Source organism: Nocardia sp. NPDC059240 (assembly GCF_042753865.1).
GTDB lineage: Bacteria > Actinomycetota > Actinomycetes > Mycobacteriales > Mycobacteriaceae > Nocardia.
Genome location: NZ_JBHZAC010000004.1, coordinates 504101 through 516634 on the forward strand (window position 1 = coordinate 504101; position 12534 = coordinate 516634).

At 67.7% G+C, this 12534-nt stretch carries 18 protein-coding genes; 7 read left to right on the forward strand and 11 right to left on the reverse strand.

The window, feature by feature from the left end; genetic code table 11:
- Positions 1-18: 18 nt before the first annotated feature.
- A complete protein-coding gene (locus ACFXHA_RS17065; protein ID WP_379357614.1) occupies positions 19-414 on the reverse strand; it encodes a DoxX family protein in 396 nt (131 codons plus the stop codon).
- Positions 415-429: 15 nt separating this feature from the next.
- Here ACFXHA_RS17065 and ACFXHA_RS17070 point away from each other — a divergent pair, with 15 nt between their 5' ends.
- Complete coding sequence (locus ACFXHA_RS17070; RefSeq protein WP_379357616.1) at positions 430-1326, forward strand: LysR family transcriptional regulator; 897 nt, start codon at positions 430-432, stop codon at positions 1324-1326.
- A gap of 6 nt (positions 1327-1332) precedes the next feature.
- On the opposite strand, the gene ACFXHA_RS17075 is transcribed toward ACFXHA_RS17070, so the two are convergent.
- From ACFXHA_RS17075 to ACFXHA_RS17085, 3 genes are all read right to left on the reverse strand, one after another.
- On the reverse strand, positions 1333-2202 hold the full coding sequence (locus ACFXHA_RS17075; protein ID WP_379357618.1) for an SGNH/GDSL hydrolase family protein: 870 nt from the start codon (positions 2200-2202) through the stop codon (positions 1333-1335).
- An 88-nt stretch (positions 2203-2290) separates the two neighbouring features.
- Positions 2291-3109, reverse strand: a complete 819-nt coding sequence (locus tag ACFXHA_RS17080; protein WP_379357620.1) for an acyl-CoA thioesterase domain-containing protein — start codon at positions 3107-3109, stop codon at positions 2291-2293.
- A gap of 95 nt (positions 3110-3204) precedes the next feature.
- Positions 3205-3579 (reverse strand): cupin domain-containing protein, encoded by a 375-nt coding sequence (locus ACFXHA_RS17085; RefSeq protein WP_379357622.1) that lies wholly within the window; start codon positions 3577-3579, stop codon positions 3205-3207.
- A 78-nt stretch (positions 3580-3657) separates the two neighbouring features.
- On the opposite strand from ACFXHA_RS17085, the gene ACFXHA_RS17090 reads away from it, so the two are divergent.
- Positions 3658-4104 carry a MarR family winged helix-turn-helix transcriptional regulator gene (locus ACFXHA_RS17090; protein WP_379357624.1) on the forward strand — a complete coding sequence of 149 codons (447 nt, stop codon included), beginning with the start codon at positions 3658-3660 and terminating at the stop codon, positions 4102-4104.
- A 13-nt stretch (positions 4105-4117) separates the two neighbouring features.
- Here the strand turns inward: ACFXHA_RS17090 and ACFXHA_RS17095 are convergent, their stop codons facing one another.
- Both ACFXHA_RS17095 and ACFXHA_RS17100 read right to left on the reverse strand, forming a co-directional pair.
- Positions 4118-4975 carry a GNAT family N-acetyltransferase gene (locus tag ACFXHA_RS17095; RefSeq protein ID WP_379357626.1) on the reverse strand — a complete coding sequence of 286 codons (858 nt, stop codon included), beginning with the start codon at positions 4973-4975 and terminating at the stop codon, positions 4118-4120.
- Between the two features lie 27 nt (positions 4976-5002).
- Positions 5003-5392, reverse strand: a complete 390-nt coding sequence (locus ACFXHA_RS17100) for a VOC family protein (protein WP_379357628.1) — start codon at positions 5390-5392, stop codon at positions 5003-5005.
- A 166-nt stretch (positions 5393-5558) separates the two neighbouring features.
- On the opposite strand from ACFXHA_RS17100, the gene ACFXHA_RS17105 reads away from it, so the two are divergent.
- Entirely contained in the window at positions 5559-5873 is a 315-nt protein-coding gene (locus ACFXHA_RS17105; protein WP_379357630.1) for a hypothetical protein, read from the forward strand.
- 3 nt (positions 5874-5876) lie between these two features.
- Here the strand turns inward: ACFXHA_RS17105 and ACFXHA_RS17110 are convergent, their stop codons facing one another.
- Positions 5877-6497, reverse strand: coding sequence for a hypothetical protein (locus ACFXHA_RS17110; RefSeq protein ID WP_379357632.1), 621 nt, complete (start codon positions 6495-6497; stop codon positions 5877-5879).
- 81 nt (positions 6498-6578) lie between these two features.
- Between ACFXHA_RS17110 and ACFXHA_RS17115 the strand changes: the two genes are divergently transcribed.
- Complete coding sequence (locus ACFXHA_RS17115) at positions 6579-7610, forward strand: crotonase/enoyl-CoA hydratase family protein (RefSeq protein WP_379357634.1); 1032 nt, start codon at positions 6579-6581, stop codon at positions 7608-7610.
- A 3-nt stretch (positions 7611-7613) separates the two neighbouring features.
- Here ACFXHA_RS17115 and ACFXHA_RS17120 read toward each other — a convergent pair whose 3' ends face one another.
- Positions 7614-8078 carry a MarR family winged helix-turn-helix transcriptional regulator gene (locus ACFXHA_RS17120; RefSeq protein ID WP_379357636.1) on the reverse strand — a complete coding sequence of 155 codons (465 nt, stop codon included), beginning with the start codon at positions 8076-8078 and terminating at the stop codon, positions 7614-7616.
- A gap of 429 nt (positions 8079-8507) precedes the next feature.
- Here ACFXHA_RS17120 and ACFXHA_RS17125 point away from each other — a divergent pair, with 429 nt between their 5' ends.
- Positions 8508-8771 carry an excalibur calcium-binding domain-containing protein gene (locus ACFXHA_RS17125; protein ID WP_379357638.1) on the forward strand — a complete coding sequence of 88 codons (264 nt, stop codon included), beginning with the start codon at positions 8508-8510 and terminating at the stop codon, positions 8769-8771.
- Between the two features lie 81 nt (positions 8772-8852).
- On the opposite strand, the gene ACFXHA_RS17130 is transcribed toward ACFXHA_RS17125, so the two are convergent.
- Positions 8853-9077 carry a DUF3618 domain-containing protein gene (locus tag ACFXHA_RS17130; protein WP_379357640.1) on the reverse strand — a complete coding sequence of 75 codons (225 nt, stop codon included), beginning with the start codon at positions 9075-9077 and terminating at the stop codon, positions 8853-8855.
- Between the two features lie 177 nt (positions 9078-9254).
- Between ACFXHA_RS17130 and bcp the strand changes: the two genes are divergently transcribed.
- Positions 9255-9728, forward strand: coding sequence for a thioredoxin-dependent thiol peroxidase (bcp, locus tag ACFXHA_RS17135; protein ID WP_379357642.1), 474 nt, complete (start codon positions 9255-9257; stop codon positions 9726-9728).
- Between the two features lie 62 nt (positions 9729-9790).
- Here the strand turns inward: bcp and ACFXHA_RS17140 are convergent, their stop codons facing one another.
- A complete protein-coding gene (locus tag ACFXHA_RS17140) occupies positions 9791-11083 on the reverse strand; it encodes a hypothetical protein (protein ID WP_379357644.1) in 1293 nt (430 codons plus the stop codon).
- A gap of 301 nt (positions 11084-11384) precedes the next feature.
- Here ACFXHA_RS17140 and ACFXHA_RS17145 point away from each other — a divergent pair, with 301 nt between their 5' ends.
- Positions 11385-12023: a TetR family transcriptional regulator gene (locus ACFXHA_RS17145; protein WP_379358314.1), complete on the forward strand. Its 639-nt coding sequence runs from the start codon at positions 11385-11387 to the stop codon at positions 12021-12023.
- Here the strand turns inward: ACFXHA_RS17145 and ACFXHA_RS17150 are convergent.
- Entirely contained in the window at positions 12020-12442 is a 423-nt protein-coding gene (locus ACFXHA_RS17150; protein WP_379357645.1) for a holo-ACP synthase, read from the reverse strand. The genes ACFXHA_RS17145 and ACFXHA_RS17150 overlap by 4 nt on opposite strands.
- Positions 12443-12534 lie beyond the last annotated feature (92 nt).

The window sequence follows — 12534 nt, forward strand, 5'->3', positions numbered from 1 at the left end:
TCCCACGGGACCGTAACGCTACTGTGCGACGGCCAGCACCAGCGTCGCCGCCGCGAACGCGAAATACGCTCCCGGAAAAGCGATGTTGCCGATGACCCGGGTACGGACGTGAACGATCAGGGCGGCGGCGAAGTACAGCATGAGGCCGAGTGCCGCAGCGATGCCGAGGGGGCGTGCACCCAGCAGACCCACCAGGACACCGACGGCCCCGGCCATTTTCAGCGCCCCGGCGAGCGGGATCCAGGACCGGGGGAAGCTGACCGCGTCGGAATTGGCCAGTACGAAATCGGCTCGGGCGAAGTCCGCGACGGCCATGCCGCCGTTGATGACGATGGTGACAATGGCGGCGATCAGGTAGGCGATGAACATGATTCGAGCCTGGCCGGACAGGGTTCGCACGTCCAATACCTGCATCTATAACCTGATGGCATGGATGTCGACACGCGCTTGCTGCGGTACTTCGCCGCCGTGGCGGAGGAGGGGAACCTCAGCCGGGCCGCCGAGCGGTTGTTCGTGTCACAGCCCGCGCTGACCAAACAGATCAAGCAGCTGGAGGCTCAGCTCGGTGTGCAGCTGTTCACCCGGTCGAAAGCCGGTATGGCGCTGACGGATCCGGGCCGGGCCCTCGCCGCCCGGGCGCCGAGGGTGCTGGGCAGCTGGGACGAGGCGCTGACGGAGACCCGGAGCGCCGCGAGCCGGGCGGCCAGTGTGCTGCGCGTCGGCTATGTCGCCAGCGCGGCCAATGAGTCCACCCAGCCCATCATCGCCGAGTTCACCAGGCGCAGGCCGGGGTGGCGGGTCGATATGCGGCAGGCGGCGGCCTGGTCGAATCCGACCGCCGGGCTGATCGACGGCGAGGTCGATGTCGCCTTGCTGCGCTTGCCTTTTCCCGGCGACCACGCCCTGCGGACCCAATGGTTGCTGACCGAGCCCCGGTGGGTCGCGCTGCCCGCCGCGCATCCGCTCGCCACCCGGGCGGCCATCGAGTTCCATGAACTGTGGGACGAGCCTTTCGTCGCGGCCCCACCCGAAACCGGTGCCTGGCGCGACTTCTGGCTGGCGACCGACGAACGCGCGGGCCATCCGGTCCGCATCGGCGCGATCACCGACCGCACCGACGACTGGCTCAGCGCCGTGGCCAACGGCTACGGCATTGCCCTCGCGCCCGCGTCGGCGGCCCGCTTCTTCGCTCGCCCCGGCATCGTCTACCGCCCGGTCACCGGCGTCAGCCCCACCCGAGTCGGCGTCGTCTGGCGTCCCGGCGCCGACACCGACCCGGTGGTCCAGGACTTCGTCCGCAGTTGCCTCGCCCACCGCGAGGCATGAGCGACCTCAGAGGGTGGCGGCCATCCTCTGGGCGGTGGCGGCGTGGCCGTACTGGTTCGGATGGAATTGGGCGCCTTCGCCGTTGTCGACGGAGGTGCCGTTGACCCAGCGGTCCGGGATGGCCTCGCAGACGTCGTGGCCGTTGTAGATCTCGTAGGTGCTGAAGTATTCGATGCCGGTTTGGGACTTCAGCATGGTGTTGAGGCCGCCGATGACGGTGTCGCGGGCCCAGTCGACGTCGGCGGGGAGAACCGGTTGGCGGCCGGCGCACAGGGCGGCGTTGTCGGGGAGGATGTGCGGGTAGCCGACCAGGACGACGCGGGCCTGGGGTGCGCGGGACTTGATGTCGGAGACCAGTTTCGCGACCTTGGCCGAGGCATCGGACAGGCGGCCCGGCATGGACGCGTCGTACTTGTTCTTGCAGCCGAGCAGCAATTCGGCACTGCCACTGGTGCTTCCGGTACCGAGGGTCTGGAGTACCGCACTGCCCGTCCCCGAACCGGTACCGAGGGTGCCCGCTTCCACGCAGCTGCGCACGATATCGGTGAAGCCGATGTCATTGCCGCCGACGCCGAGGGTGACCAGGTTGGTGTCGGAGGTGACCGCGGAGAGCTGGGTGCTGGTCACCGAATCGGTGGTCGCGCCCCCGCAGGTGACGTCGGTGAGGCTGTAACCGCGTGCCGCCGCGAACAGGTGGGCATAGTTGCGATCCGACCGCGAGCAGGTCTTGTCGAGAATATTGGAGATCCCGACCCCCGCCGCGTACGAATCCCCCAGCGCCACATACTTACCGCCGTCAGCATGGGCGGGGGCAATCCCCACCAGTGATCCGGCGGCCACGATCGCAATAGTGGACAGGCAATGCTTCAGTTTCACGATAGACGTCCTCGTAGGTGGGGCTCGGGCGAGTAGCCACCGACGGTACGAGACGGCCTACCGGCCAGTAGGGCAAGTTGCCGAATCGTTATCTTTCCTGTGCAAAGGAGCGGGAGGCCGCGAATTCGGCCATGTCGACTCGGCGCATCGCGTTGGACAGAGCCGTGACGGTGACGGTGCCGAGCGGTCCGGTGCGGTCGTACATGGTCGCGGTCGCGGTGGAGATGCCGTTGGCGGACATGTGATCTTGCGCGAAGAGGCCGAGTTCGCGGCCCTCGGGGAGGCGGGACAGGGTGAGGGAGACGTCGGTGTTGATATAGCCGACGCCGCCGGTTCCCCAGTTGCACACCAGGTTCGCGGTGTCGGCGACGAAAGCGGCCCGCTCGAAGGCGGTGATCGGAAGACCCTCCACCACGGCCGGGACGTTGTTCCAGGCAGCCTTGCGGAGGGAATTCACGCCCGAGGCGAAGTCGTGGGTCCAGTCCAGGTCGCCGGATTTGAACAGGGGCGGGTTGCCGAAGGGTCCGTCGAGCGGGGTCGCGGGGACAGGCAGGTCGTGGGACGGTTGCCAGACTTCCCCCGGCGGCTCGTCGGCGAGGGCGAGGTAGTGCACGGTGGCGCGGGCGCGCACCTGGTCACCCTGGACGATGGTCGCGTCGACGACGCGGATGCGCCGGCCGTCGCGCACGATCGAGCTGCGCAGCTCCAGCGGCTCGTTGCGGACCGGACTGAACAGATCGACAGCGAAGCGAGCGGGCGTGAAGTCCGGTCCCGGGCTGTGGGTTTCGAGCTCGTGGGCCAGCAGGCCGCACACGGCGGTACCCGCCAACTGCCTGTCCGACCACGCGCTGACCGCCATCTGACCCGCGATGTAGCGGCCGTTCTCCTGGGTGAAGAACGCGACCATGCTGCCTCCCCTACCGATTGATGATCACCAAGATTAGAACACGTGTCAGAACGGTGAGGGTAGGCGCAGGTACCGGTCAGTGGAGCGAGGTGCGGTCAGTTCACCCAGGGCGGGTTGACGACGGTGCCGTCGAGGAGTTCGCCGGTGAAACCGACGGGCGCGTTGACGAGCACCTCGGCCGCGACGGCGGCCGGATTGTCCAGGCGGATGACGGATTCCGCCGGGGCCACCGCCGCGTCACCGGCGGACAACTGCGCGGACTTGCCCTCGATAGTGATGGTGATGCCGCCGGACAGGACGACGAACGCCTCCTCGCGGTGGATGCGGTGCGCGACGCCTTCGGTGCCGGGTGCGATCTCCAGTCGCCACAGGCACAGTTCGCTGCTGCCCATACTCGGGCGGATCAGCGGGGTGAAGCGGGAGCCGTGCATTTCGTGGGATTCGGCGTCGGTGGCGTGGATGACGGGCATTGCCTTCTCCTTTAGTCAAGCAGATTGACTATATGGTCAAGCTTGTTGACTTTCTTGTCAAGTGCCAAGATTCCAGGCATGCCCGGATACGCACAGGACCTGCCACTGCTGCTGCTCGCGGCCGCCGCGCAGGTGACCGACGCCGTCCACAACGCCACCGTGGCCGCCGGATTCACCGACATCCGGCCCAGCCACGGCTTCGCCTTCGTGCGCATGGCACCCGACGGCGCGACCGTCGGCGAGATCGCCGAGCATCTGGGCGTGACCAAACAGGCCGCCAGCCAACTGGTCGAGGAGCTGGTGAAAAAGGGCTACGCCCAGCGCAATCCGCACCCGAGCGACGCCCGCGCCAAGATCGTCACGCTCACCGAGCGCGGCTGGGCATGCACGCGCGCGGCCGATGCCGCGCTGGCCCGGTTCACCGACCACTGGGCGGCGACGCTCGGCGCGGAGACGACGGTGCATCTCCGGAACGCACTCACCCAGGTGGTCGTACCCGGACGGGTACGACCGTCGGCCTGGTGAATTCGGTTACCGCTCAGCCGAGTTCGAGAGTCGTCACCCCGAACACGCGTTCCCGGCGGAACGGGCGCACCGGCCCGGTGTACATGCGGGCGGTCTCGAAGCTGGGCCGCAACCCGGCCTCGGTCATCAACCGCACCGCGGGCGCGTTGTCGAGCGGGACATCGATCGTCAGCGGTATTCCGGCCGCGTGCGCAGCGAGCGCCGCGAACAGTTGGCGCGCGTCGTGCGGAGTGTCGGCGAACAGCGGGCCCACCCGCAGCGACTCCCGAGCCGGACGCAGGGTGGCGTAACCGGTCACCGCGCCGTCGACGATCCGGGCGAAGGTGCGATGCCCCGGCTCGGTCAGCCACGCGGTGAGGAAGGCGGGCCGATCCGCCGGAACGCATTCCGCGTCGTAGGCGAGCAGTGCCGCGAAATCGTCCGGGGAGAGCGCGATTACGGTGTCGTCAGGCAGCGGGAGACGCGGCACACCGGTGAATCGCGCACTGCGATAGGCGAGTTCGAACCCACTGCGCCGATAGTTGTCCTGCTGATCCGGCACGCCGTCGAGCCCGACAACGCGGTCGCCCGCATGCTTCAGCCCGGCCGCCCAGGTGGCCAGTCCGAAGCCGCGCCCGCGCAGGTCCGGGCGCACGAGATAGAAACCGAGAAAGGCGAATTCGTTGCCGTAGTTGACCACCGACACCGCCGTCGCGGGCTCGCCGTTCACCCGCCCGAGTAGGAACCCGTCGGGATCCTGGGTGAAGAACGCGGTGACGTCACGCGCCCCGGGATTCCAGCCCTCGGCGGCGGCCCACCCCACGACCGCGGCCCATTGCGACGGCGTGGCACGGGAAATGACCAGATCATCGATACGCACGGCATCCGGCATGCGCTCACGGTAGCGGCAAAACCTCTGCTACTCGCGCAGATTCAAGCAGATGGGGTGCCCCTCCGGATCCAGCACGACACCCCACGGCAGCTGATTGTCCCAATCCGGATTGAGGCCCGGCTGGAACTCGGGAATGGTCGCGCCCAGGGCGACCGCGAGATCGGTGGCCTGATCGATGTCGGCGACATTCATGTCGAGGTGCACGCGCTTGGGGTGGGCGGCATCGTCCGGCCACGGCGCGGCCGTATGCCCGGGCACGAAACCGAAGCACAGCACCGACTTCCCATCGGTGATCAGCGCGTACTCGTCCTCGGCGTGCATGATCCGCCAATCCAGCAGGGCACTGTAGAACTCGGCGAGCCGGCTCGGATCGGCCGAATCGATGGTGACGCAACTGAGCACGATCGGCGCGGTCACGGCGATCCCTTCAATTGGGCAGGGCCTTTCAGTCGGTGGAGCGGCCATCAACTGCCCGGTCACCATAACCCGGCACGCGGGCGGGGTCGGGCAACGCGTGGCGGCGGGGTCGGGCAACCCGTGGCGGTGAAGTCGGGCAGCGCGTGGCGGTAAAGTCGGGCACAGCATGGCCGACTACGCGCATTCCGATCACGCCAGCCGCAGCCGGGAAGAGAAAGCCCGGCGCTTGGCCGCGTACATCTGGGCGCGCGGCATCACCGGCGAGGAACTGCTCGCCATGCCCGTCGCGCAACGCCGCAAACTGGCCCGGGCAGCCGAAACGAATCCTCCGAGCACCGAGGAGACCTGGCAGGTCGTGGCCCGGCTGCTCACCGACAAGGACGCGTGGGCGGCCCGCCATCCGGCCCATCCCGCCGCCGTCCGCGAGCAACTCGACGAGAAGATCCTCTGGGTGAAACCGCCGGTCAAACCCTGGGAGTAGGGGCTACGAACCGATCCCGTTGCCCCCGATGTCGGTGATCTGCCAGCCCGCGCCGCGATCGACCGTGATGTTGTACACCACGGTGGTCTGGTTCGGAGTCGCGCTCTGCGTGCTGGTCGTGCTCTCGTTGAGGAAGACATCGACCTGGTAGACGCCGTTCGACGCGCTCATCACCTTGGCGGTGATCGGCGTGGAGGTCGAAACCCACTGCAACGGCGCCAGCAGCGATCGCAGCTGCGGCGCGGACTTGTCGAGCTTCGCCGCCAGCTGCGGCGCGATGTTCGTCTTCTCGCGCACCATCCAGGCGTCGAAGTCCCGATAGTCGACCGTGGCCGCACCGACCGCGTAATCCGTCGCGACCTGCTCGGCATGCCGTTCGTCGTCCGGCGCCTGTGCCCTGGCGTGCGTGACGTCGTCCTTGGCCTGTGCCAATTCGGTTCTGGACTGCGCGAGTTCGGCGGTGACGCGATCCCGCTCGCTCGCGACCCGATTACGGTCGTTGTTCATCAGCACCGCGCCGATGACCGTGACCGCGAGCAACACGACCAGTGCCGCCGCTGTGCCGATCAGCGCGAAGCGCCGTCCGCGCGAACCGTTTTCCCCGGACTTCACATCGTCGTTCATTTCTTTCCCTCCCCTAATCGCTCCCGGAGCGTACTACCCGGTCTCTTGACAGCAAGAAATGAACGGGAGTTCACTGCTTGAGTGTCCCCCGACTACGAGAACCACTCCGGCACCCGCCCGGCCGCCTGGCGCGACGATCTGACCGGCGGTGACGACTCGCTGTTCGCGGGCCGCCCCGAGCCGGTCGACGAATACACCGGCCGCACACTGACCTACGAGGTGACCGGGCGCATCGCCCGCATCACCTTCAATCGGCCCGAGCGTGGCAATGCCATCACCGCCGATACCCCGATCGAACTGGCGGCGGCCGTCGAGCGCGCCGACCTCGATCCGCGCGTGCACGTCATCGTGGTGAGTGGGCGCGGCAAGGGGTTCTGCGGCGGATACGACCTGTCGATCTTCGCCGAGAACAGCTTCGCTCCGGCCGAAGGCGCGCAGCCGACCGAAGGCACCGTGCTGGATCCGGTCGTGCAGGCTCGCAACCACAATCCCTGGGGCACTTGGGATCCCATGGTCGACTACGCCATGATGTCGCGCTTCAACCGCGGTTTCTCCAGCCTGCTGCATGCCAACAAGCCGACGGTGGCCAAGGTGCACGGGTTCGCCATCGCGGGCGGCACCGATATCGCGCTGTACGCCGACCAGATCATCTGCGCCGATGACGCGCGCTTCGGCTACCCGCCCACCCGCACCTGGGGCATTCCGGCGGCGGGCATGTGGGCGCACCGGGTCGGCGATCAGCGGGCCAAGCGGCTGCTGTTCACCGGCGACAGCCTCAGCGGCAAGCAGGCCGAGGAGTGGGGGCTGGCCATCGAGGCCCCGCCCGCCGACGAGCTCGACGCGCGCACCGAGGAACTGCTGGAACGCATTTCGCGGGTGCCGATCAACCAGCTGGTGATGGCGAAGCTGGCGCTCAACAGCGCACTGCTCAATCAGGGCGTGCTGAACTCCGGCATGATCAGCACGGTGTTCGACGGCATCTCCCGGCACACCCGCGAGGGGTACGCCTTCCAATTGCGTTCGGCCACCGCCGGTTTCCGGGAGGCCGTGCGCGAACGCGACGAACCGTTCGGAGATTGGAAGCGCGCGCAGTTCGAGCAGCCGAAGGAGTGAACCTCAGCCGATGCCCTCGACGTCCGTGCGCTCGACCTCCGCGACCACCCGGCCCGCGAGCGAGCGCAGGGCCGCGGCCTCGGCGGGGGTCATGTCGTCGATGAACAGTCGCCGCACCAGCTCGACGTGGTTGGGCGCGGCGGCGTCGAGGGCCGCTCGGCCCGCGTCGGTGAGTCGCACCTCGCGGCCACGCGCGTCCTCGACGGCTTGGCAGCGGTCGATCAGGCCGCGCGCGCTCATCCGGGTGAGGTGTTTGGACAGGCGGCTCTTGTCCCAGCAGATCTCCGCGCCCAATTCCTTGGCGCGCAATTGGCCTCCGGCCGCGGACAGCGCGACCAGTACCTCGTAGTCGGAGAAGGACATCCCGTCCTGGGCCAGTCCGGCGGCGATGGCGGAGTCCAGCCGTTGCCGCATGCGAATGTAGGACTGCCAGGTCACCTGTTCCGCATCGCTCAGCCAGCGCGTCATAGGCTCCATAGTATCGACGGTTAGTTGACATGGACACTATGAGGATCCACAGGAACCTCACCGCGAATCGGGGCGGACCCCGATCGGCGCGCTGACGTACAGTAGCGACGGTTCGATTTGCGTAGTTCTGGCGGAAATCATCAATGCGACAGCAGGTTTCCATATGGGACGAATGAGACATATTCCGGCAGAAGAGGTTCCGGCGTTCGGGGCAAATCCCCTAATCCACCTGGATGGATAGCCCATCCGGTTGACAATGCAACGTTGCGCCAGAAAACTCGACGCCGAGCCCGGACCGGTCACCGCGCCGCGACCCCGTGGCGGCGGTGGCACCTCCGCGCCGAACCGGGCCAGCTACCACCCTATTGCGCCGACATTGAGGAATACATGAACGTTCGCCGGCTTCTCGTCACCGCCAGCGTCGCGGGCTTGACGACCATCGCAGCCCAGTCCGCCGTCGCCTTCGCCGACGTCCCCACCGGTTCCTCGGGCACCGGTTCTTCCGCGATCGACACCGGCTCCGCCGCCACCGGCTCGGCGGGTCTGTCGCAGACCGGCTCGGCCGGCGGACCCGTCTACGAGAACTGCGACCAGGCCCGCGCGGCCGGTGTCGCTCCCCTCTTCCGCGGTCAGCCCGGCTACAGCCCGCACCTGGATCCCGACGGCACCGGCATGGCCTGCCCGACCGTCTGATCGGGACAGCCAGACCCACAAAAGCCAATGCGGCCCGGTCCTTTCGGACCGGGCCGCATGGCGTTGCGCGTCAGAACCCACTCAGCGGCGGAAGATCTTCACCACGACCAAGGTCGCGATGAGGGCGCCCGCACCGATCAAGCTGTACTTGATCTTCGGCTCGTTCAGCTTGGCCACCACGGACTGCTTGGCGTTGTCGGCCAGGCGCTGGGGGTCGGCGCGGACCGCGAGTTCGTCGAGGGTGCTTGCGAGCCGGTTGCGGGCGGCCTCGATCTCGCGCTCGATCGCCTCGGTGTCTCTCGCCACGTCACACTCCTGTCTGAATGCCGCGCTACCGGCGGCGACCGTCGTCTCAGGGGTCGCCCGCGCCGGTTCGTTCGCGCGGCAGGCGGACCCGAACAGGAGTGTATCGCCAATACCGTGCCGGGCTCCGGGACTCACACGCGAGTCCTGACCTGCCGGTGCATCGACTAGCGTGGCGGCATGACCGAGAATCACCGACTCAGTCCCGGCGACGCCGCCCCCGCCTTCACCCTCCCCGACGCCGACGGCAAGGACGTCTCGCTGTCGGACTATCGCGGGCGCAAAGTGATCGTCTACTTCTACCCGGCCGCCAGCACCCCCGGCTGCACCAAGCAGGCCTGCGATTTCCGCGACAACCTGGCCGAATTGGAGGGCGCGGGCATCGAGGTGGTCGGCATCTCCCCCGACAAGCCCGCCAAGCTCGCCAAGTTCCGCGACACCGAGCAGCTCACCTTCCCCCTGTTGTCCGACCCGGACAAGGAAGTCCTCGGCGCCTACGGGGCCTTCGGCGAGAAGATGATGTACGGCAAGAAGGTCACCGGAGTAATCCGATCCACCTTCCTGATCGATGAGACCGGCAAGGTCGAGGTCGCCCAGTACAACGTGAAGGCCACCGGCCACGTCGCCAAACTCCGCCGCGACCTGTCGGTCTGACCGGAAAAACACTGAACCCCGGCCACATTAGGGCCGGGGTTCAGCGTGAGAGGTGTCGGTCGTCAGACCTTCGGCATCATCTGCGCGGCCCACTGGAGCATCATGCGCCAGTGGCCATCCCACCAGTCGGCGAACTCGGGGCTGCCTAATGGGGGCGGCGCGAGTTCGCCGGGGAACAGGCCGGATTCGGTGGGCGCACCGACCGCATGGGTCGGGGCCGGGATGATCGACTCCGGATTCGAGGCGACCTCCGGCTCCGGCTGCGCCTTGATCAGCGGTCGCGGGTGGGCCTTCGGACCGTCGGAGTGCGGGCCCCAGTTGAGAGTGGCCGGGTCGATGGTCACCATTTCACCGGGCGGCGGCGCGGGCTGCTGATCCGTGTTCGGCGTGACCGCGTCGGTGGGCGTGACCATGCCGGGCATGGCGGGCATACCCGCACCCGCCGAACCGGAGTCCGGTGCGGGGGCGGCGGGCGCGTCGCCGACCGGATGCTCGGGCCCGGGATTGCGGGCGTCCGCGGACACCCGGGAGTCGATCAGAATCGGCTGCGGCACCTTCTTCGAATCACTGCCCGCCGCATACACTCCGCCCGCCACCAGGCCACCCGCCAGCACGCTGGCAGCCGCGAACAGGGCGGCGGTGCCGCGGGCCCGGCCGATGCGCTCGGCCGCCTCCCCCGCGAACTCCGCCTCCGGCAGCGCGGTCAGCGCCGCGCCGATGGCGGGCGCGGCCGTGGCCACCGAGCACGGGATGACCGGCGCGCCGAAACCCGATTCCAGCGCGGCCACCACCGCGGGTTCGGTTGCGGCCGAGCCGATCAGCACCACCGCGTCCGGCTTCACCCCGGCCGCGTCGAACTGATCCCAGGCGGCGGTGACGGCGGTGCGCATGGTTTCCTCGGTGGCCGCGCTGCCGCCGAGGGTCACCGCGGCCAGCACCCGGCCCCGATCTGGTGAAATGAGTGAGAACGCCTGGAAGCCGGGCACCACCTCACAGATGGCGAGGTCCTCGAACTCGTCGACCCAGGTCATGGCGCGCGCGACCGCGAGATGAGTGGCCTTGGCCGACACCAGGGAGGCGTCGTGCCAGGGGCCGGCGGCCAGCTTGGTCACGATGGCCCGGCGCTCGGCGGCATCGCGGTAAGCGACGGCCGCGCCGAGGATCTGACGATCCGCGCCGATCTTGTCGGCGATGTCCTCCATCGCCGTTTCCACCGCCAGGGCCAGATCGGCCTTCGTCTCGCCGGTGATCGGAACGACCCGCTCGAGCACCACCCGTTCGGGCAGCTTGTCGCCGTCATCGGCGAGCGCCACGGCGCGCACGGTGCCGCGCTCGGTGGCTACACCGATGGTCACCGCGGAACGAACAAGACTCGAAGAAACCACAATCAGCCTTCCAAGGTCATGCCGACAATGAACCCGCTTCTCTACAGATGCACAGCCCTCAGCACAGAGACGCAGCTGGGAGGCAGCTGCAATGGTCGTTCGGTGCCGACGGCGGCGTGGATGGGCCGGAATCGGTGACACACGAAGTACCGCAGCGTGTCATGCGCGTGTCGCTACCCGTAGGCTGTTGTGCGTGGAAGCGCGCACGGGAGCCAGGTCGACTCGACGACCGGACCCTGCGTTGGAGTTGCAGGACGACCCCCAGGAGCTGATGCCCCGGCGCCGTCCCACGCAGGAACGATCGAAACGAAAGTTCGACGCCCTGCTGCACGCCTCCCGGGTATTGCTGGTCGAGGTCGGGTTCGAATCCTTCACCTGTGAAGAGGTGGCGGCCCGCGCGGAAGTGCCGATCGGCACCCTGTATCAGTTCTTCGCCAACAAATATGTCATCGTCTGCGAGCTGAATCGCCAAGACCTGGTGGCGGTTTCGCAGGAGCTGGCCGACTTCCACGGCGAGATCCCGTCCATGGACTGGTTGCGGCACATGACGCAGCTGGTCGATCACCTGGCGGATCTGTGGATGACCGACCCGTCCCGGCGCGAGGTGTGGCTGGCCATGCAGTCCACGCCGTCCACGCGCGCGACCGGTGCGATCCACGAAAAGGAGTTCGCCGAAGCGGTTTCGCAGATGCTGCGCCCGCTCATGCCGCGCACCCCCCGCGGCCGCCGCACCATGATGGCGCAGGTGCTGGTGCACGTCGTCTACTCGATGCTGAATTTCTCGGTGCAGGACGGCCTGAGCCATGAGGACGCCGTCGCCGAACTCAAGCGCCTCATGGTGGCGTATCTGCTGATCGCGGAGAAGGAATCGCGCTCGGGCGGGCAGCGCACCACCTTCGACCCGGATTAATCGCGGATCAGGTCGGCTAGTTCGCCCGGATCCTCCAGCACGACCATTGCCGCCGCCGTATCGCCATCGTGGGTGAGCGACAGGTGAACTCGCACCCGGGGCAGGAATTCCGCTGCCAGGCCGTGCAATTTGATGCTGGGGCGTCCCCAGGCGTCGTTCACGACCTCGATGAGCGGGTATGGATTGTCGCCGATCTGCGGGCTGCGGGCGAAGCGAGAAGTCGCCCACGCCTTGATGACCGCCTCCTTGGCCGCCCAGCGGATGGCGTAGCTGCGTGCCGGATCGGTGCCCTTGCTTTGGCAATAGCGCCGTTCTCCGGCGGTGAAACTTTCCCGGAGCATGGTGGTTCCGGTGCGTTCCATTTGTTCGGCGAACTCGGAAATGGTGACCAAGTCCAGGCCGATACCCAGGATCGTCACGTTGCGGGACTCCTAGATTCCTCGTTAGTGCAGTCGAATTGGCTGCGAACATACCAGCGGACCTACGGCACCGTAGGCACGCACATGGGAAC

Excerpts from the sequence above, each read along its gene's own strand:
- ACFXHA_RS17065 (WP_379357614.1), bottom strand. The coding sequence starts at position 414 with ATGCAGGTATTGGACGTGCGAACCCTGTCCGGCCAGGCTCGAATCATG.
- ACFXHA_RS17070 (WP_379357616.1), top strand. The coding sequence starts at position 430 with ATGGATGTCGACACGCGCTTGCTGCGGTACTTCGCCGCCGTGGCGGAG.
- ACFXHA_RS17080 (WP_379357620.1), bottom strand. The coding sequence starts at position 3,109 with ATGGTCGCGTTCTTCACCCAGGAGAACGGCCGCTACATCGCGGGTCAG.
- ACFXHA_RS17085 (WP_379357622.1), bottom strand. The coding sequence starts at position 3,579 with ATGCCCGTCATCCACGCCACCGACGCCGAATCCCACGAAATGCACGGC.
- ACFXHA_RS17090 (WP_379357624.1), top strand. The coding sequence starts at position 3,658 with ATGCCCGGATACGCACAGGACCTGCCACTGCTGCTGCTCGCGGCCGCC.
- ACFXHA_RS17095 (WP_379357626.1), bottom strand. The coding sequence starts at position 4,975 with ATGCCGGATGCCGTGCGTATCGATGATCTGGTCATTTCCCGTGCCACG.
- ACFXHA_RS17105 (WP_379357630.1), top strand. The coding sequence starts at position 5,559 with ATGGCCGACTACGCGCATTCCGATCACGCCAGCCGCAGCCGGGAAGAG.
- ACFXHA_RS17110 (WP_379357632.1), bottom strand. The coding sequence starts at position 6,497 with ATGAACGACGATGTGAAGTCCGGGGAAAACGGTTCGCGCGGACGGCGC.
- ACFXHA_RS17120 (WP_379357636.1), bottom strand. The coding sequence starts at position 8,078 with ATGACGCGCTGGCTGAGCGATGCGGAACAGGTGACCTGGCAGTCCTAC.
- bcp (WP_379357642.1), top strand. The coding sequence starts at position 9,255 with ATGACCGAGAATCACCGACTCAGTCCCGGCGACGCCGCCCCCGCCTTC.
- ACFXHA_RS17145 (WP_379358314.1), top strand. The coding sequence starts at position 11,385 with ATGCCCCGGCGCCGTCCCACGCAGGAACGATCGAAACGAAAGTTCGAC.